Here is a 17,721-nt window from a genome sequence, read left to right as displayed (position 1 = left end):
CCGGGCACGGGTCACAGGTAGTCCTCCGCGGTCACGGGGTCGGGGGCGTCGTGCGGCGCCTCGGAGGCGCCGGGCGGCGGGCCGCCGTGGGTCCAAGGGGTGTCCTCGGGGTCCGGGAGCTCCGGGCCGCCGCGCGGGGAGTGCTCGAACAGCGTCCAGCACACCGTGTCGCCCGGCTCCGGCACCGAACCGGGCTCCGGGGTCTTCCCGCGCCCCATCCCGCCCGTCAGCCGTACCACCGGCGCGCTGTGTTCGCCGGGTCCTCGGCCTTCCCCGCGTTCCCTGCTCTCCCCGCCTTCCGCGCCCTCGAACGCGACGAACTCGGCGGTCTGTGTGCGGCCGTCCGCCAGCGGGCGGTAGAGCCGGACTCCCTCCGACAACTGCGGGCGGTCGTCCGTGTGCAAGGTGACCAGCGGGCGCGGCATCGGCCGCTTCCCCTCGGAGAAGGCCATCTCGACGGCGGTGACCGTGCCCTGGAACGCCTCGCCGGCCAGTCGGCGTCCCGCCATCACCAGCGGGTCGTCCAGGGCCTCCTGGGCGTCGAGCCGGGCCTGTGCGGTCTCCCGGGCCGACAACTTCTGCGCGGCGGTGACCGCGTCGTCCTGCCGGGGCTGCGGGGGCTCGCCGGCGCGTACCCGGTCCCGGTGCGCGGTGTACGACCAGCGGTCGCGCTTCCAGCGCTCGGCGACCCGCGCGCCCTCCGGCAGCGCCCGCAGCAGGTCGATGCCGTGCCACACGGCGTCCCAGGTCGGCCGCAACTGGCCCTCGACCAGGGCGCGGAGCGCCTCCTCGGCGCCCGGCAGTCCGGCGTCGTAGCGGGCCATCGCGGGGGCGAGCAGCCGGTTGTCGAACGCCGGGTCGGTGGCCGGGCCGGCCGGCGGGCAGAGCAGCTGCCCGTCCGCGTCCCGCGCGCACTCCGCGCGCTCGGCGGCCGCCCGTCCCGACATCCCCGGCGGCGGGTCGATCCACGACAGCAGGGCGCCCAGATGCTGGTCCTCCAGCGCGCTCTGGCCGGTGGCCCAGTGGCGGGTCAGCAGGTCCGTCATGGACAGCAGCAGACCGGAGCCCGGGACCCGCGCCCGCTCGCCGACATGCGTCAGCCAGCGGCCCAGCAGCGGGACGTGCGGCGGCGCGGGATACGGCGCCTCCGGCTCCTGCTCGGCCGTGCGCCGGAACCGCATCGAGCGGCCCAGCAGCCGTACGAACTCGATTCCGCTGCCGCTCGGCACGATCAACTGCGGTGCGTCCGCGCACAGTTCGACCTGCACCGGGACCTTCTTGCCGGTTTCGGGGTCGGTCTCCTTGCGCTCCTCCCACTCGACGGTGTCCGCGAAGCCGTCCAGATACGGCAGCACCGCTTCGGCCAGCTCGGCGAGGAACGCGAACCGCAGCTCGCGGTCGCGCGGCTGGGGCACGGCCAGCAGAGCCGGCTTCTCGCGGTCCGTGCCGACCAGCGCGCCCAGCGGGGCACCGGCCTCGCCCGCGGTCGTCAACGGGACCAGCACCAGCGGCCGCTGGGACAGCGGGCGGTGGCGGACCGTGCACCGCGGTTGGGCGCGGCCCGCGGCGACCGCCTCCATCCGGGCCAGCGTGTCGATCAGGGACATCCCGGCTCCTCCGCTCGCGGACCCGGCACCACGGCCCGGGCCAGTACCTCGGCGCGCAGCGCGGCGGCCCGGCGCAGCGCGCCGACGGCCGGGTCGTCCGGGCCGCCGGGGGCCACGGGGGTCTCCGGGGCATCGGGACCGGCCGCCGCCAACACCTCCGCCACCGTGCGCAGCCCGCCCAACTCGCCCCGTACGCCGCGCCCCAGCGTCTCCACCGCGCCCTCCTCGCGGGACCGCTTGCGGCAGTGGAAGGCCAGCTCGCAGGCGGCGAGGCACTCGGGGGCGTAGGCCGCGCCGACCGCCTCGACGGCCTCGGCGAGCTCTTCGGGCGGGCGGTTGGCCGTCTTCCCGTCGTCCCCGAGGCGGAGGTCGAAGGTGGTCCCCTCGGGGAGCGCGCCGGCGATCTCCTCGACGCGGGTGAGGCGGGTCAGCTGCCGCCGGGTCGTGGCCAGCTGTTTGCGGACGTCGACGGCCGCGGCGGTGGGGAGGTTGGAGAAGTCCTTCGGGCACACCAGCAGCACCCGGTCGCGGACCGTCACCTCGCGGCCCGTATACGCACCGACCTGGCCGGCAACCGGCTCCAGGGCCAGGACGTACACCGCGGCCTGCCGGGCGGCGGCGCCCACCTTGGCGGCGTCCGCCGCACCGTCGATCATGGGGAAGGACTTGATCTCGACGACCGTCCAGCTGCCGTCCGGATGCACCACCACCGCATCCGGCTCCACATAAGCGGGCGAGCCGGCCACCTCGACCGCCAGCATCGGATGCCGGAGCAGCGCCCAGCCGCCGGCCGCGGTCGCCTCGCGCAGCGCCAGCGCCGTACGCGCCGTACGGCCCTCGGGTCCGGCCGCGGACAGGTCCGGGGTGGCGACCTCGTCGGGCACCGGCGGCGGGGTGCCGGGCGCCAGCCGCTCGTGCAGCAGCCGCAGCAGTTCCGTGCCGCCGTCGGAGGTCACCTTGGCCTCGAAGGCATGGCCGCGGACGATCGCGAACTGGGACTGGCCGTACGCCGCGGGCGAGCCGAGCGCCTGGGCCAGCGCGCCCTTGTCGATGCCCGCGCCGTCCAGCAGCGCCCGGCGCCGGCAGCCGGGGTTGGCGGCCAGCGCGGCGAGCGCGCGGGCATCGAGGGAGCGGGGGCGGACACCGGGGCCGCGAAGTTCGGTGAGCCGCTGGCGCAGGCTCGGTGTCGCCGCCGGCCGCCCCGCCACAGGGGCGGCCGACGCGGATCGGCCGTCGCGTGAAACGTTCACCCGCGGAAGTCTCGCATCCGGCACCGACAAGCGGGGCGTCCGCCCGCCGGTCCGCCGCGTGATGGCCGCTCCCCGCCGGGGCAGCCGCCCCCCGTCGGGGACAAAACGACCCGATGCGCGATGATGGAAGGCCCGCGGTCAGCGCCGCCCGCACCGAGCAACGATCAGCCGAGAAGCCGGCGAGAGGTACGACCATGGCACCGCGCATATTCCTGGCCAGGCACGGACAGACCGAGTGGTCGCTGTCCGGCCGGCACACCGGCCGCACCGACGTCCCGTTGCTGGACGAGGGCCGGCGCGGCGCCAAGCTGCTGGGCGAGCGGCTGCACCGCGCCCCCTGGGACGGCCTGCCGGGCGTCGAGGTCCGCACCAGCCCCCTGGTGCGCGCGACGGAGACCTGCGAGCTGGCCGGTTTCGGCGACCGGGCGCAGCCGTGGGACGCCCTCATGGAGATCGACTACGGCGCGTACGAGGGCCTGACCCCGGACGAGATCAAAGCCGGGCGGCCGGACTGGCTGATCTGGCGCGACGGGGTGCCGGAGGGGGAGACGCTCGCCGAGGTCACCGCCCGGGCGGACGAGGCCATCGGCTGGGCGCGGTCGGCCGACCGCGATGTGCTGGTCTTCGCGCACGGCCACATCCTGCGCGCCCTGGGCGCCCGCTGGCTGGGCCTGGACATCTCCTTCGGCGCCCGGATCCGGCTGGAGCCGACGTCCCTGTCGGTGCTCGGCTGGGCCTACGGGGAGCCGGCGATCGAGCGCTGGAACGACACCGGCCACCTCGGCTGACCGGCCGGCGGGCCAGGGCCGCCCGGTGGCCGACGGGGCGTCAGCCGGGCCCCGGCCCGCCCGCCGCGGACGTCATCCGGAAGCCGCGTCCGGCGCCCCACCGCCGGCTGCGGAGGCCGCTGCCGCCGCGGCCGATGCCGCGTGCCGCGCCAGGAAGTCGTCGACCGCACCCCGGTCGCGGTGCGCCCGCAGGGTCTGGGCGGTGCGGTCGAGCATCGTGCGGATACGGGCCGAGCGGACCTGCGTCAGCAGCGTCAGCACCCGGACCCCGGCCGCGGCGGCCTCCTCGTGCGCCCCGCTGTCCGCGAGGTCGCCCGCGAGCTCCGCGGTGAACAGCGCGATATTGCGGGTGAAGTGCGGGTTCTGCAGCGCCACCGCCCGGCGCGCGTGCTCCACCGCGCGCTCCGCGTCACCCAGCGCCGACCAGCACTGCGCCTCCAGGCCCGCCAGTTCGGCCTCGCCGTAGAACGTCATCCACTCCGGGTCGCCGTCCCGCGGCCCGCCCGCGAACAGCCGCTCCGCTCTGGCCAGCGCCTGCTCGCAGCCGGAGCGGTCCGCGAGTCCGGCCCAGCCGCCCGCCTCCCGCAGTGCCAGCAGCGACAGCAGCCGCGGTGAGGCCAGCTGCTTGGCGGCCTGCTGCGCGGCCTGCGCGGCCCGCACCGCCTCGCGCGGCCGGCCGGCGTCGCGGGCCAGAAAGGCCGTATTGCAGAAGGCGTGCGCCTCCAGGGCGGCATCGCCGCAGACCCGGGCGGTGGCCAGCGCCTCCGCGTAGTGCGAGCGGGCGTCGTCGAAGCGGCCGGAGTCGTGCGCCAACCAGCCGACGGAGATGGCGAGTTCGCCCGCGCCGGCGTGCAGCCGGTCGGACACCGAGCGGCGCTGCACATCCGCGTCCAGCAGCTCGTAGGCGGCGCGCAGCGGCTGGGCGGCGCGGTGGTAGAGGCCCTCCGCGCCGTGCCGGTCGTCCAGCAGCCGGATGTGCCGGACCGCCTCCTCGACGGCGGTGGCCTCGGCGGCCCCGACGCGTCCGACGGGTGGTGTACGGGGCCCCGGCACAGGGGCGGACACGGCGGCGGCAGCGGCCTCGATGGGATGCAGGGCGGCAAAGCCCAGGGCTGCTGCCGGGCCGCCGGTGATGAACGCGCGACGCAGCACGTCGCTCTCCTCGCAGATCTGGATACGGGTATCGCGGTGGTCGGGAACGGGTGCCAGGGGCGCGGCGCTGACCGCTGTGGCACGCGCCCCCCGTCCGCGTACCGCCTCGCGCGGCGCGAACCCCATGTCGGGCAGCGTCAGCCCGGGGAACATGTGCCGGAAGACCCGCTCGTAGGCGTAGTTCGGACACCGGATTTCCCCGGACTCGACGCGCCCCACATAGCGGGCGTCACACGAGACCTGTTCGCCGATCTCACGGGCGGACCGTCGGACCGCCGCCGCGAACTCGCCTGGCGACAGCCGGCCGCGCAGCTGTCGGAAAGCGAGGTTCGGGCGGGCGGGTACGGTGCGGGACGACGCTGATCTTGCTTCTGGCGACGCCATGGCGGACCCTCTCCGTGCCCTCTCCGTGCCATCCTGCGGCGTTGCCGCCTCCTGGCGGTGCGGCGGGGACGACCGTACCGGCTGTGATGGCTTCGATACGCACAGTTTGGCCGCAAATCGGATATCTCGCGCGCGATCTGCCATGAACTGCCATCCATTGCAGCGTTACGCCGCCGTAGCTGTTGACACGTCCGGACGTTGAACCCGGTGTAAAGGGCGCACCGCGTGCAGGAGGAGGGGTTCTCCGTGTGGGAGACCGGCGTGAGCAGGGGCGGCAACGGGTCCGCGGGCCAGGCCGGCGGCCGGCGGGGGCAGGTCGTCACGGGCGGGGCACCGCCCGCAGCGGACCGGCAGTGTGACCTCGTCACGGTGCCGGCCCGGCAGGGACTGGAAGCCGTGGACATCCTCCGGCTGCGGGACGGCGTCGGCCCGGTGCTGCACGACGGCGCCTGCGACACCCTCGGTTTCCTGGTCCCGGCGGGCACCGCCGCGGGCTGGGACGTGCCCGGCAGCGCCTGTACGCAGACCTCCGGACGGGGCATCAACCTGGCGGCGCTGTGCGGGGAAGGCACCCCGGTGGAGCCACCGGCCACCGGCACCGGCTGGCTGGTGCCCCCGGAGGGCGCGGGTGCCGACGCCACCGACCCCGCCGTACTGCGCGCGGCTCTCGGCGAGGCCGCCCGCACGATCGAGGCCGTCGACCGCTGCCAGTAGGGGTGGCCGGGCCGGACGCGTCAACCGGGTCGCAGGCGGCGGCCGGCCCGTACGCGACGGCCCGTGTGGAAGCAAAGTGGCGGGAAAGGGGCCGCCCGGCCGGTGCCGGGCGGCCCTCGGTGTGTCCGAGCCTGTTCGGTGATCCGGGCTAGCGGGCGGCCGGTTCGCTGTCCCTGGCCGGGCGGGGGATCGTGGTGGCGCCGCGTCGCTCGCCGAGTCGGCGCTGGACGCCGCGCACCAGCCGCGTCGCGGTGAAGGCCGCGCCGTGCACGAAGCGCATCGACGGGCCGAACGACGGCGCGGTGAGCAGCCCCGCGAAGAACAGCCCGGGCCAGGTCGATTCGAAGCCGGAGTTCAGCTCGGGCGCCCGGCTGCCGCCCACCGTCCAGAGTGTGGTGCGTACTTGGGGCGCGAGCAGCCGCAGCCGCCCGAGGTCGGGGGTGAACCCGGTGGCCGCCACCACGTGGTGGGTGTCCAGCGTCTCGGTGCCGCCCTCCGTATGGGTGAGGTGGAGCCGCACCCCGTCGTCCCGGGCGGCCGCGGCCCGGACCCGGTGGTTGAGCAGCACCGGAACCACCGGCTCGAAGCGCTCCCGCAGCCACCAGGCGCCGGCCGGGGCCCCCGCGTGCTCGGCGATCCGCAGCCGGGTCGCCGAGGGCAGCCGGCGCACCGCCCAGGGCATCTGGGACCACACCCGGTTCGGCCAGCCGGTGCCCAGCGCGGAGTGCGGATCGCGCAGCGCCCGCAGCCGGCCGCGATCCAGCGGTTGCGGCGGGGCCTGCCAGCGCAGCCGGTCGGCGCGGGCCACGATGCGGGGCCGGGCACCCTGTTCGGCCAGCAGGGCCGCGGTCTCCAGCGCACTCTGCCCGGAGCCGATGACGGTGACGTCCCGGTCGGCGAAGTGGCGCAGATCGCGGTGGTCGCTGCTGTGGGAGGCGAGGTCCGGGGGCAGTTCGAGCAGCGGCCAGGGGCGGTTGACGAACGGCAGCACACCGACGGCGAGGGCCACGGTCCGGGTCGCGATCTGCTCGCCGGTGTCCGTCTCGACGTGGAAGCCGTCGCCGTCGGGGCGTACGGCGGTGACGGTGAACTCGTCGACCTGGGGCACGGCCTGTTCGCCGAACCATCTGCCATACGCGGTGAAGGTGTCGAGGGGCAGCGGGACGCCGTGCTCGGCGGTCAGGTCGTGGGCGGCGCAGTAGTCGGCGAGGGTGTGGGCGCCCTCCGGGGCACTGAGATCGGAAGCCCAGGGTTCGGATGTGAGGAACATGCCGTCGGGCATGTGGTCGCGCCAGGAGGCCATCGGCCGGCCCAGGACCCGCAGCCGCAGTCCGGCCGCCGCCGCGTGTGCGGCGATCGAGAGTCCGTAGGGGCCGGCGCCCACCACCACGAGGTCGTACATGGAAGGTCCCTGCTCTTTCTCTGGGTGCGGTGTGGAGGGCCCCGAGCCGGCGGGGCCCCGGGGCCGGAGGCGGCCCCCGGGGGCGGCGCGCACCTCCGGACCCGGAGAGCGCCCCGCCCCGGCTACAAGTCGTCGGCTGCCGTGCCCCTCAAGGCCGTGGCGGGGCCCCGGGCGTGGGTGCGGGGGGCACGCCGCGCGGCATGCCGTGCGGCGCCGCGGAGGAGCGGGCGGGCAGCGGCGGGGCCGGGGGCGGGGCGCCGTCCGGTGGGACGGTGCGCCGGCGGTACGTGCCCGGGCGGAACCGCCGCCCGGGCCCGCCGGGGCCGCGCGGCACCGTACGGCCGGTCAGGTCCAGGTGGAGCGCCCGGACCGCGTCGAACGGGGCCGCGCGGCACCGTACGGCCGGTCAGGTCCAGGTGGAGCGCCCGGACCGCGTCGAGTCCCGAGGACGGGTCGGTGAAGAGCCGGAAGTGGGCGCCGGGCCGCGCGCTGACGCCGAGGAGGTGGTAGCGGCCGTGGGCGTCCCGGTGGAAGTCCAGGTCGAGCAGGCCGCGGTAGCCCAGATGTCCGGCCAGCCGCAGGGCGGCCCGTTCGACCTGGGGGTTGGGCAGCCGGCGGCCGGCCGCGGCCGGTCCCGCCCACGGCCGGCCGCGGCCCGCGCGGCCCGGGCCGCCGATCAGGCACCCGCCGTCGCCGGTGAAGCAGCCGTGGAAGAACCAGTCGGCGCCCCGTCCGCCGGGCAGCAGGCGCTGCAACAGCAGGGCGCTGCCGGCGCGTTCGGTCTGCTCGTACAGCCGCCGGGCGTCGTCGGGGGTGTGCACCAGGGTGGTGCCGGGCAGCCCGGCCGAGGGGGGCAGCAGCCACGGCCGGCTCCACTTGGCGACCATCGGCAGCCCGAGCTCGGCCGCCGCGTCGGCGCCCTGCCGCGCACCGGCGGGGACGACGGTCGCCGGGTGCGGCAGGCCGAGCTTCCGGCACAGCAGGGCGAGTTGGGCCCGGTCGGCGAGGCGCTCGGACAGGCCGGCGGGCTGCGCGGGGAGCAGATAGCGGCCCAGCAGCCGGCCGGCGAGCCGGGCCGCGGCGAGGGCGCCCCGGTCGTCCACGGGGAGCAGCACGGCGGGTCGGCCGATGCCCTCGGAGAGGTCGCGCAGCAGGTCCAGCAGGGGGGCGTGTGCCATCGGCCCGGGCGGCCGGGCGTACATCCGGTGCAGGTACCGCGACCGGCCCACCGGACCGCGCGCCGATGCGGCCACCGCGTGCACCTCGATGCCCGCCCGGCCCAGGGAGCTCACGACGCCGAGGGTCTCGCGGGGGAAGGGGCCGGGGTCGAGCCGGAGCAGCAGGACGGGCACCTCGGTGTCGAACGAGGACATCGCGCGGAGCCCCTCAGCCACGACCGCGGACCGTGCGGGGGAGCGGGACCACGGCGCCCCCGGTGGCCCCGGCCCCCGCCGGCCCTTCCTCCGGGGGCGCTTGCTGCACGGTCTCGGCCATGGCGCTGCCTACCTGTTCGAGAGCGGGGACGGGGCGGGGGAGCGGGCCGGGTCCGGCAGCGACACGCTCGCCACCGGGAGCGCGGCCGCCCGCCCCTGCGGCGGGGGCACCGGCACCGGGGGCACCTGCGCCGGGCTGCGCCGCCGTACCGGTGCGCCGGCCAGGACCTGCTCGTAGACCGACATCAGCGCCGCGGCGCTGCGGGTGATGTCATAGCGCCGCACCACCGGCGGGACCGGCAGCCGGTCCGACCCACCGCGGCGCGACTCCCGCAGTGCGGTGGCCAGTTCATGGACGACCGGACTGAAGTGGCGGGCGCCGGGCGCCTGGTCGGCGGGCAGTTCGTCGACCGCCGGGCAGCTGCCGTGGAGTACGGGCAGGCCGGACGCGAGGGCCTCCACCACGGCCAGTCCGAACGCCTCCGACGGGGAGGGGGAGACGAAGACGTCGACGGCCGAGAGCAGTCCGGGGATATCGGGCCCGGCGGATTCCTCGCCGTCGGCCTCCGCCTCGACCGCGCCGCCCCGCGTGCCCAGCAGATGGATCCGGTCGCCCGAGCCGAACTGCTCCGCCATCCGCCGCAGCATCTCCCGCTCCGGCCCCTCGCCGGCCAGCAGCAGGTGCACGCCCGGCAGCTGGGTCACCGCCCGGACCAGGACGTCGAACCGCTTGCCGGGCACCAGCCGGCCGGCCCCGCCGACCACGAAGGCGTCCAGCGGCAGCCCCAGCCGGGTGCGGACCAGGGCCCGGGCGGCCGGGTCGAAGGCGAAACGGTGCGCCTCGATCCCGTTGGGCACCACGTGGATCCGCTGCTCCGGTACTCCCCAGCGGCGCAGCCGGGCGGCGACGGTGTCCGAGACGGCGACCGTCGCCGCCCCCAGCCGCTCGGTGGCCCGGTAGAGCGTCCGCACACCACGGGTCAGCCGGCGGCCCTCGATGACCGCGTCGCCCAGGGAGTGCTCGGTGGCGACCACGGCCCGGACGCCGGCCATCCGGGCGGCGATCCGGCCGTAGACGCAGGCCCGGTAGAGGTGGGTGTGCACCAGGTCGTAGCCGCCGTCGCGGATCAGCCGGGCGAGGCGGGGGAGTGCGGTCAGATCCCGCTCGCCGGTCATGCCGAGGTGGGTGACGCGGGTGCCGTCGGCCTCGATGCCCTCGGCGACCGGGCCCGGGCCGGTCAGGGTGACGACCTCGCAGTACGCGGGCAGCCGGCGCAGCAGCAGCCGCAACTGCTGTTCGGCGCCGCCCACTTCGAGGCCTGTGATGACATGCAGAACCTTCACCGGATGCCTCCAGGGATAGCGGCCGGGGTGGTGAGCTGGTGGGCGGTCGCCGGGGCGGCCGGTCCGTCCGCGGGCCGCGCACTGCGGCGCGGCGGGTGTGGGACGCGAGGGGTCTGCGGCCGACGGAGGGCGTGCGCGGCGACGGCGCTCATCGGCCCTCCCGCCGCAGCAGCCGGGCCGCGGCCCGCAGCATGATCCGGATGTCCTGCGCCCACGACCAGCTGTCGATGTAGAGGTTGTCGAAGCGCGCCCGGTCCTCCACGGGGGAGCCGCCGTGCAGCCCGTGCACCTGCGCCAGCCCCGTGAGCCCCGGCGGCATCCGGTGCCGGGCGCCGTACTCCGGGCAGCTCCGGGTGAACCGCTCGACGGTGCGGGGGTGTTCCGGGCACGGCCCGACCAGGCTGAGTTCGCCGCGCAGGACGTTCCACAGCCGCGGCAGCCCCGCCACCCCGGTGCGCCGCAGCAGCCGGCCGACCCGGCTCGTGCGGAGGTCCGTCCCGCTCCCAGCGGCCGTGGCCTCCTCCCCGTCGTACAGGCGCCGGGTGCGCAACGTCAGCAGCAGGAAGCTGCGGCCGCCCCGGCCGATGCGTTCCTGCCGGCAGAGCACCCCCGGGCCGTCGGCGAGCCGGACCGCCAGCGCACCGCCCAGCAGCACCGGGGCCGCCACCACCAGGGCCACCGCCGCCAGGACGAGGTCCAGCGCCCGCTTGTCCGCGCCGCCGTGCCGCGGCGGCGCGGTCTCCAGCCGCCGCCAGGCGAAGCCCCACAGATGGCCGGACGCCGGCGGCGGCGGGCGGCCCTCCAGGGCGGCCGCGGCACCGGCCAGCCAGATCGTCGAGCCCTGGTCGATGAAGCGGCGCAGCAGCGCGGCGGTGTACGGATCGCCGTACGGCGGCACCGTGAACACCGCGTCCCGCACCGTGTGCCGGATGACGGCCCGGGTGATGTCGTGCGGGGAGGTGAGCCGCGGCGGTCCGCCGTGACCCGGGGGCACCTCGGGCCCGGCCGGCGCCCCCGTCGTGACCAGGCCCACCGGGCGCATCCCGTACCCGGGGCGGGCGTGCAGCACGGCGGCGAGCTGCCGGGCGGCCGGGTCGGGGCCGACGATCAGCGTGGCGCGCGGCCGGCGGCGGGCGGCGGCGCGCCGTGCCCGGTGCACCAGGGCCCGGGCGCCGCAGACCAGCGCGGTGTGCAGCGCCACCGCGCCGACCAGCAGAGCCGGCGGCAGCGCCTGCGCGGGGCGTACGGCGGCGAGCACCGCGGCCACCGCGCACCAGCAGACGGCGCCGCGGCCGAGCAGCGCGGGCAGTTCGCCGAGCAGGCTCGGGGCGGGATGCGGACGGTAGAGGCCGGCCCGGGAGTGGAGCAGCAGCGCTCCCAGGACCAGGGGGCCGAGTGCCGTCGGCGCGGTGCCGGTGCCGAGGACGGCCAGCGCGGTGCAGACGGTGGCCAGGCAGTCGCCGGCCAGCAGCGGGACGACGGCCCGCGGGCGTACGCCGCGGCCGGGCCGGGGCGGTGGCAGGGTCTCCCGGGCCGGGCCGCGCGGCGGGTGGACCGCGGCGGGGACCGGTCCGGGGGCCGGTCCGGGGGCCGGTCCGGGGGCCGCCGGCGGCCGGACCCGGGCGGAGTGGGGCGCATCCGCGCTGTCCGTCGTCATCGCCTGATCGGCTCCCTGGTCCTGGTGCCCGGCACACCGGGCCCCGCCCCGCCGTCGACGGGCCGGGGGGCGCCCGAAGCCGTGGGCCGCACTCGGTACTGCGGGTCTTGCGGCAGCACGCACTGCTCCCCTGAATAGCGAGCCGACAGAACTCTCTGCGGGAAATTCCGGGCGCGCCGCTCAGTGCCGGGTATCGGCCTGGACGAAGAGCGCGCCGAGCAGATATCCCGGGTTGCGGGTGGTGAAACGGAATGTGAGCCGATCGGCGCCGGACCGCAGTGCGGGGGTGATGTCGAATACATCGGAATCAAATCCGAGGGTGTTCCGGTAAGCGGGCAGCCGCGCCGCCGGTCGGCCGAAGTCGGTGATGGTCGAGTTCATCACATCATTCGCCGGGTTGGCGGAATCGTGCACCCTCATCGGGTGGTGGCGGCCGGCCCGTACGGTGAGTGCGTCATTTCCGCGGCCCCGGTATCCGTCATACGCGACCACGCCGGCGCGGCCCCGTGAATTCGCCGGGATGTGTAGTCCATTGAGCCGTACGGTAAACGCGCGACGGTCCGCCGTCAGCGGCCGGAAACCGTCCCACAGCGCGATTCTGCGCAGCGGTTCCTTGGCGTTTTCGTATACGGCCACCAGGGTCCAGCCGCCCCCTGTACCGGCCGCGGACGGGCTCTTCGCGCCCTTGATCTGTGCCACCGTGTAGGCGCCGGCACCGCTCTTGCGCACCAGCCCGGTGAGGTCCGCGGACGCCTGGAAGCCGTCGGCCGCGTCCCTGCCGCGGTGGCCGGCGAGGGTGTCGGCGCGCACCGTCCGGTACCGGCCGCCGGGCCCGGCGACCAGCACCTGTCCGTTGTTCCCGGCGGCCTGGTGCGTGCCGGCCCGCAGGGTGCCGCCCCAGTACAGGCGGGCGTAGCTGACCCGCGAGCCGGCCGGGATCCGCAGGGTCGCGCGGCTGGAGCTGTCGGTGCGGGCGTCGGAGTCGACGTCGGGGTACGTCGTCGCGTCGTGTCCGCTTCGGCCGGCCACGTCCTGCCGGGCCGCCGCGCACGGTCCGCCCGTGCGGCCGGCCGGTGCTTTGCAGATGACCGAGGAGTTCGCCGCGCGGGCGATACCGCCGTGCTGGGTGACGTGATAGCGCTCGGTGAAGGGAATTCCTGCGGATTCCCTGGGGGCCGGCGCGGCAGCCGCCGAGGACAGTGCGGCCGACAATGCCAAGGAAGCCAGTGCGCATACGACGCCGCGCCCGGTGCGGTCCATCGACTTCCGCATGTCTTCCTCTCCGACTTCAATCAGTCAAACAGGAGAGCACTCTGACAGAAATCATGCTGGAAACCGTGGCAGGCACGCCGGATCCGGGTCAGGGTTCCCGAACAGCGGAATACCGGACTTCGGCGGGGCCGCGTCGTTACTGCCATAAGGGCTAACGATTTCCCGGACGGGGGAACGCCCGCATCCCTGCCGCATTTCGCTCGTTGTGACCGGTTGCCCCATTCACGAACTGAAAGGAGAATGGGATGAAGCGGTTTGTTACGACCGCCGCGATCGCCACTGCCAGCTGTGCCGTTGTGCTCAGCGGCGCCGGCATCGCATCTGCAAGCACGGACGGACACCACGGCAACCACGGCCGTTACGGCCGCGGCGACCACGGTCGTTTCGGCGACAACGGTCGTTTCGGTCGTCGGGGCTTCAGTGGCGGCGCCACCGCTGCGGGCTTTGCCGCGGGTTCCCCGGGCATCCTCAGCGGCAACAACGTCCAGGTGCCGATCAACATCCCGATCAACATCTGCGGCAACAGCGTCAACGCGCCCGGCCTGCTGAACCCGGCCTTCGGGAACGTCTGCATCAACCGCTGATCGGCCGGCCGGTCCAAAGCACCATCGGGCCGGCTCGGTTCGTGAGGTCAAGTTGGCGGACCACCTCCGGCTCCGGTCGTGGGTGGTTCGCCACTCTGCCCCCGCACCACCGGAGGCGGCCGCGTCGCCAGAGACGGGCCCCTGCGCTGACCTGCGGATTCGGGCTGCACCTCACGGGCCATACTGGAGGGCATGGCGAAGAGCAGACGCGGGCGCGGCGGCCCGGAGACCGTCACGGAGACGGTGGACGGCGGACTCGCCGAGCTACGGCCCGACCGGGACCGGCCGCGCGGCTGGACGCTCCTGATCGACGGGGCCCCGCAGTCCCATGTGGACCTCGACGACCCGTCCTTCCTCGACTTCTCCTATCAGCGGCGCCTCGGGCATCTGGCGGACCTCGCCGGCCCGCCCGGCGCACCGCTGCGCGTCGTCCACCTCGGTGGCGGCGCCCTGACGCTGGCCCGCTATGTCGCGGCGACCCGCCCGCGGTCCACCCAGCAGGTCGTGGAGATCGACGCACCGCTGGTCCAGCTCATACGCCGGCAGCTGCCGTGGGACGGCGGCTGGCGGATCCGGGTGCGCGGCGGCGACGCCCGCGCCGGCCTGGCGAAGATCCCCGACGGCTGGGCGGACCTGATCATCGCCGACGTCTTCGGCGGTGCGCGCACGCCCGCGCATCTGACCAGCACGGAGTTCGTGACGGAGGTCCGCAGGGCGCTGCGCCCCGGCGGGTTCTACGCGGCGAACCTCGCCGACGGGCCGCCGCTGCGGTTCCTGCGCGGCCAGATCGCCACCGTCCGTACGGTCTTCCCCGAGCTGTGTCTGACCGCCGACCCGGCCGTCCTGCGCGGCCGGCGCTTCGGCAACGCCATCCTGCTGGCCGCCGACGGGGAGCTGCCCGTCGCCGAACTGACCCGGCGGGCGGCGACCGATCCGCAGGCCGCACGGGTCGAACACGGGCGGGCGCTGCTGGACTTCACCGGCGGCGCGGCACCGGTCACCGACGCCACCGCCCTCGCCTCGCCCGCCCCGCCGGCCGGCGCCTTCGACTGAGCCGCGGGCCGGGGCCGGGGGCCGGGCGCCAGGGCCGGGGCGGGGCCACCCGGCGCTACGCCCCGCTGCTGCTGATCTGCACGGTCGGCGGATGGCCGTTCCAGGTGCAGAACACCGACGTATGGGCGCTGCCGGAGAAGTCGACCCGGATCCACCCGTCCTGCTTCCACACCTGCATCTGCCACCCCGAGTCGGGCGTCGCCGACACCAACTCGGCCGAGCGGCCGCCCAGATCGAAGACCACCCGGCCACCCGCCGTGGAGTAGCTCTTGATCCGGCCGTCGGAGGCCGGCGGATAGCCGTCCTGCGGGGAGGGGTCCGGGTGCTGCGGCCGGGCGCCGCCCGTGGCGGACGGGGAAGCCGGACCGGAGGGCTTGCCGTCGGTGGGCGCCGGGCTGCGGTCCGGCGAACGGGACGGCTTGGGGCGGTGCGTGGAGGAGACCCGCGGGGAGGCGCCGCCGTCCGGCCGCGCCCCGGACACCCGGGCGGACAGCGGCAGCGCGCGCGGCGGGTCGTACGCGGTGCCGGACAGCACGGTGTGCACCCCGAACCACGACAGCGTGACCGCGGCCCCGGTCGCCAGCGTCCAGGCCACCGCGTGAACCAGTCCTCGTTGCATCCGGCTCATACTGCACCACCGGACGGCGCGGACGCAGCCCGCTTCAGCACGGCCGACCGCTCTGTCACGGTGTCAACACCCGGCAGGGAAACGGCCCCGAATGGCGTACGGTGCCGCCCATGGCACGTGTGCTCGTCGTCGAGGACGACCAGTTCGTACGCTCGGCGTTGATCCGGCATCTGACCGAGGCCGCCCATACGGTGCGCAGCGTCGGCACCGCTCTGGAGGCACTGCGCGAGGTGGCTCAGGTCGGCTTCGACGTGGTCATCCTCGACCTCGGCCTGCCCGATCTGGACGGCGGCGAGGCGCTGAAGATGCTGCGCGGGATCACCGATGTGCCCGTGATCATCGCCACAGCCCGGGACGACGAAGCCGAGATCGTCCGGCTGCTCAACGACGGGGCCGACGACTATCTCACCAAGCCGTTCTCCGTCGAGCACCTCTCGGCGCGGATGACGGCCGTACTGCGCCGCTCCCGGGCCACCGCCGCCGGCGCGGAACCGCCCTCACGGGTGATCCGGGTCGGCGGCCTGTCCATCGACCCGCTGCGCCGGCAGGCCGAACTCGACGGCGCCGCACTCGATTTGACCCGCCGGGAATTCGATCTGCTGGCCTTCCTCGCCGAGCGGCCCGGTGTCGTCGTCGCCCGCAGGGAACTCCTCGCCGAGGTCTGGCAGCAGTCCTACGGCGACGACCAGACCATCGACGTCCATCTGTCCTGGCTGCGCCGCAAGCTGGGCGAAACCGCGGCGCGGCCCCGGTACTTGCACACCCTGCGCGGCGTCGGCGTGAAGCTGGAGCCGCCGCGGTGAGATGGGCCCTGGTCAAGGTGGCGCTGGCGGTCACCACCATGGTCGTGGTCGCGTTCGCCGTCCCCCTCGGCCTCGTCGTCAAGGAACTGGCCCGCGACCGCGCGTACGGAAGCGCCGAGCGGCAGGCCGCCACGATCGGTCCGGTCCTCGCCATCACCACCGACCGCACCCAGCTCGAACGCGCCGTCGCCAGCGCCGAGACCGGCCCCGGCGGCCGGATCGGCGTCCATGTGCCGGCGAGCGGCCGGAACGGGCCCGCCGAGATCGGCGCCCGGCGGGCGGCGGAGGCGGATGTGGCGGCCGCCGTGAAGCTCGGCCGGGCCTCCATCTCCCCGGTCCGCGGCGGCTCCGCGCTCCTCCAGCCGACCGCCGTGGCCTCCGGGATCGCCGTCGTGGAGGTCTTCGTCCCCGACGCGGCCCTCACCAACGGCGTCACCACCGCCTGGGTGGTGCTGGCCGGCGTCGGCCTGGCGCTGGTCATCGGCTCGGTCGCGGTCGCCGACCGGCTCGGCACCCGCATGGTGCGCCCCGCGCAGCGGCTCGCCGGCGCCGCCCATGACCTCGGCCGGGGCAAGCTCGGTGTACGCGTCCAGGAGGACGGGCCCAAGGAACTGCGGCTGGCGGCCAGCGCCTTCAACTCCATGGCCGACCAGGTCGTCCAACTCCTGGCCAACGAACGCGAACTGGCCGCCGACCTCTCGCACCGGCTGCGCACCCCGCTGACCGTGCTCCGGCTCAACGCCGCCTCGCTCGGCGACACCCCGGCCGCCGAGCAGACCCGGGCCGCCGTCGCCCAGCTGGAGCGGGAGGTCGACCAGATCATCCGCACCGTCCGCGAACAGAAGGCCCAGACGCAGCAGACGGCCGCTGCGGCCGGCTGTGACGCCGCGGAGGTGATCCGCGAGCGGATGGGCTTCTGGTCCGCGCTCGCCGAGGACGAGGGCCGCACCGTGCGCATCGCCGGCGCCGACCGCCCCGTACGGGTCCCGGTCGCCCGCCCCGAACTCGCCGCCGCCCTGGATGCGATGCTCGGCAACGTCTTCCGGCACACCCCCGAGGGCACCGCCTTCGCGGTCGACGTCCACAACGCGGACGAGGCGGTGATCGTGCTGGTCTCGGACGCCGGCCCGGGCATCGCCGACCCGGACGCGGCACTGCGCCGCGGCCACGGCGGAGGCGGGGAGGGTTCCACCGGCCTCGGTCTGGACATCGTGCGGCGGCTGGCCGAATCCACCGGCGGCGATGTCCGCCTGGGCCGTTCCGTCCTCGGCGGCACCGAGGTCCGGGTCTGGCTGGCGCTGGACGACCGGCGGGCCCGCCAGGACGGACGGCGCGGGCACCGGCTGCGCCGCACCCTCGGCCGCCGGCGGCGGGCCGCGCGCTCCGGCTCCTGACCGCCCGTCCGGCGTGGCATGTGCCCCTGGCTCTTAACCACCCCCTTCCGCTTCCTTAAGGCGGTCATAAGTCCCCCAACCTCCGCACCATTACCGACATTTGTCCGTTTCCCTGCCGCTAGCGTGCGGGACGCACCACGGTGCACCCCCTCCCACCCCCCACGTGACGACAGGCAGGCACGAGATGACTTCCTCGGCACACCGCCGGCGCAAGAGCCGCACCACCAAGCTGATCGTGACCGGCGCGGCCGCCGTG

The 17,721-nt window shown here is 75.6% G+C and carries 15 protein-coding genes; 6 read left to right on the top strand and 9 right to left on the bottom strand.

All coding sequences use genetic code 11. The features are described 5' to 3' along the window. Positions 1 to 11 precede the first annotated feature (11 nt). Entirely contained in the window at positions 12 to 1,607 is a 1,596-nt protein-coding gene (locus BKA18_RS13280; protein WP_366043334.1) for a hypothetical protein, read from the bottom strand. Further along, complete coding sequence (locus tag BKA18_RS13275) at positions 1,598 to 2,857, bottom strand: hypothetical protein (protein WP_429638323.1); 1,260 nt, start codon at positions 2,855 to 2,857, stop codon at positions 1,598 to 1,600. Before BKA18_RS13275 ends, BKA18_RS13280 begins: the two co-directional genes overlap by 10 nt. Before the next feature lie 194 nt (positions 2,858 to 3,051). On the opposite strand from BKA18_RS13275, the gene BKA18_RS13270 reads away from it, so the two are divergent. After that, on the top strand, positions 3,052 to 3,645 hold the full coding sequence (locus tag BKA18_RS13270; protein WP_366043333.1) for a histidine phosphatase family protein: 594 nt from the start codon (positions 3,052 to 3,054) through the stop codon (positions 3,643 to 3,645). A gap of 72 nt (positions 3,646 to 3,717) precedes the next feature. Here BKA18_RS13270 and BKA18_RS13265 read toward each other — a convergent pair whose 3' ends face one another. Further along, positions 3,718 to 5,181: an NsdA family TPR-like regulatory protein gene (locus tag BKA18_RS13265; protein ID WP_366043332.1), complete on the bottom strand. Its 1,464-nt coding sequence runs from the start codon at positions 5,179 to 5,181 to the stop codon at positions 3,718 to 3,720. Positions 5,182 to 5,406: 225 nt separating this feature from the next. On the opposite strand from BKA18_RS13265, the gene BKA18_RS13260 reads away from it, so the two are divergent. Next, entirely contained in the window at positions 5,407 to 5,895 is a 489-nt protein-coding gene (locus BKA18_RS13260) for a hypothetical protein (RefSeq protein WP_006605429.1), read from the top strand. 148 nt (positions 5,896 to 6,043) lie between these two features. Here the strand turns inward: BKA18_RS13260 and BKA18_RS13255 are convergent, their stop codons facing one another. The 5 genes from BKA18_RS13255 to BKA18_RS13235 form a co-directional block, all read right to left on the bottom strand. Next, a complete protein-coding gene (locus tag BKA18_RS13255; RefSeq protein WP_366043331.1) occupies positions 6,044 to 7,297 on the bottom strand; it encodes an NAD(P)-binding domain-containing protein in 1,254 nt (417 codons plus the stop codon). Positions 7,298 to 7,419: 122 nt separating this feature from the next. Beyond that, a complete protein-coding gene (locus BKA18_RS13250) occupies positions 7,420 to 8,691 on the bottom strand; it encodes an ATP-grasp domain-containing protein (RefSeq protein WP_366043330.1) in 1,272 nt (423 codons plus the stop codon). 108 nt (positions 8,692 to 8,799) lie between these two features. Then, positions 8,800 to 10,074, bottom strand: a complete 1,275-nt coding sequence (locus BKA18_RS13245) for a glycosyltransferase (RefSeq protein ID WP_366043329.1) — start codon at positions 10,072 to 10,074, stop codon at positions 8,800 to 8,802. Positions 10,075 to 10,222: 148 nt separating this feature from the next. Then, positions 10,223 to 11,731 (bottom strand): sugar transferase, encoded by a 1,509-nt coding sequence (locus BKA18_RS13240; RefSeq protein ID WP_366043328.1) that lies wholly within the window; start codon positions 11,729 to 11,731, stop codon positions 10,223 to 10,225. 180 nt (positions 11,732 to 11,911) lie between these two features. Then, a complete protein-coding gene (locus BKA18_RS13235; RefSeq protein ID WP_366043327.1) occupies positions 11,912 to 13,003 on the bottom strand; it encodes a hypothetical protein in 1,092 nt (363 codons plus the stop codon). 245 nt (positions 13,004 to 13,248) lie between these two features. On the opposite strand from BKA18_RS13235, the gene BKA18_RS13230 reads away from it, so the two are divergent. Further along, positions 13,249 to 13,587, top strand: coding sequence for a chaplin (locus BKA18_RS13230; RefSeq protein WP_366043326.1), 339 nt, complete (start codon positions 13,249 to 13,251; stop codon positions 13,585 to 13,587). Positions 13,588 to 13,779: 192 nt separating this feature from the next. Continuing rightward, a complete protein-coding gene (locus BKA18_RS13225; protein WP_366043325.1) occupies positions 13,780 to 14,640 on the top strand; it encodes a spermidine synthase in 861 nt (286 codons plus the stop codon). A gap of 55 nt (positions 14,641 to 14,695) precedes the next feature. On the opposite strand, the gene BKA18_RS13220 is transcribed toward BKA18_RS13225, so the two are convergent. Beyond that, positions 14,696 to 15,259, bottom strand: coding sequence for a hypothetical protein (locus BKA18_RS13220; RefSeq protein WP_366043324.1), 564 nt, complete (start codon positions 15,257 to 15,259; stop codon positions 14,696 to 14,698). Positions 15,260 to 15,378: 119 nt separating this feature from the next. Between BKA18_RS13220 and BKA18_RS13215 the strand changes: the two genes are divergently transcribed. Further along, complete coding sequence (locus tag BKA18_RS13215; protein WP_006605438.1) at positions 15,379 to 16,071, top strand: response regulator transcription factor; 693 nt, start codon at positions 15,379 to 15,381, stop codon at positions 16,069 to 16,071. After that, positions 16,068 to 17,465 (top strand): sensor histidine kinase, encoded by a 1,398-nt coding sequence (locus BKA18_RS13210; RefSeq protein WP_366043323.1) that lies wholly within the window; start codon positions 16,068 to 16,070, stop codon positions 17,463 to 17,465. The genes BKA18_RS13215 and BKA18_RS13210 overlap by 4 nt, the downstream gene beginning before the upstream one ends. Positions 17,466 to 17,721: the final 256 nt, after the last annotated feature.

It is taken from the genome of Streptomyces auratus (assembly GCF_050433025.1).
GTDB classification, from domain to species: Bacteria; Actinomycetota; Actinomycetes; order Streptomycetales; family Streptomycetaceae; genus Streptomyces; species Streptomyces sioyaensis.
The sequence above is the reverse complement of the archived record's forward strand: the minus strand, read 5'-3'. Positions and strand labels throughout refer to the sequence as shown.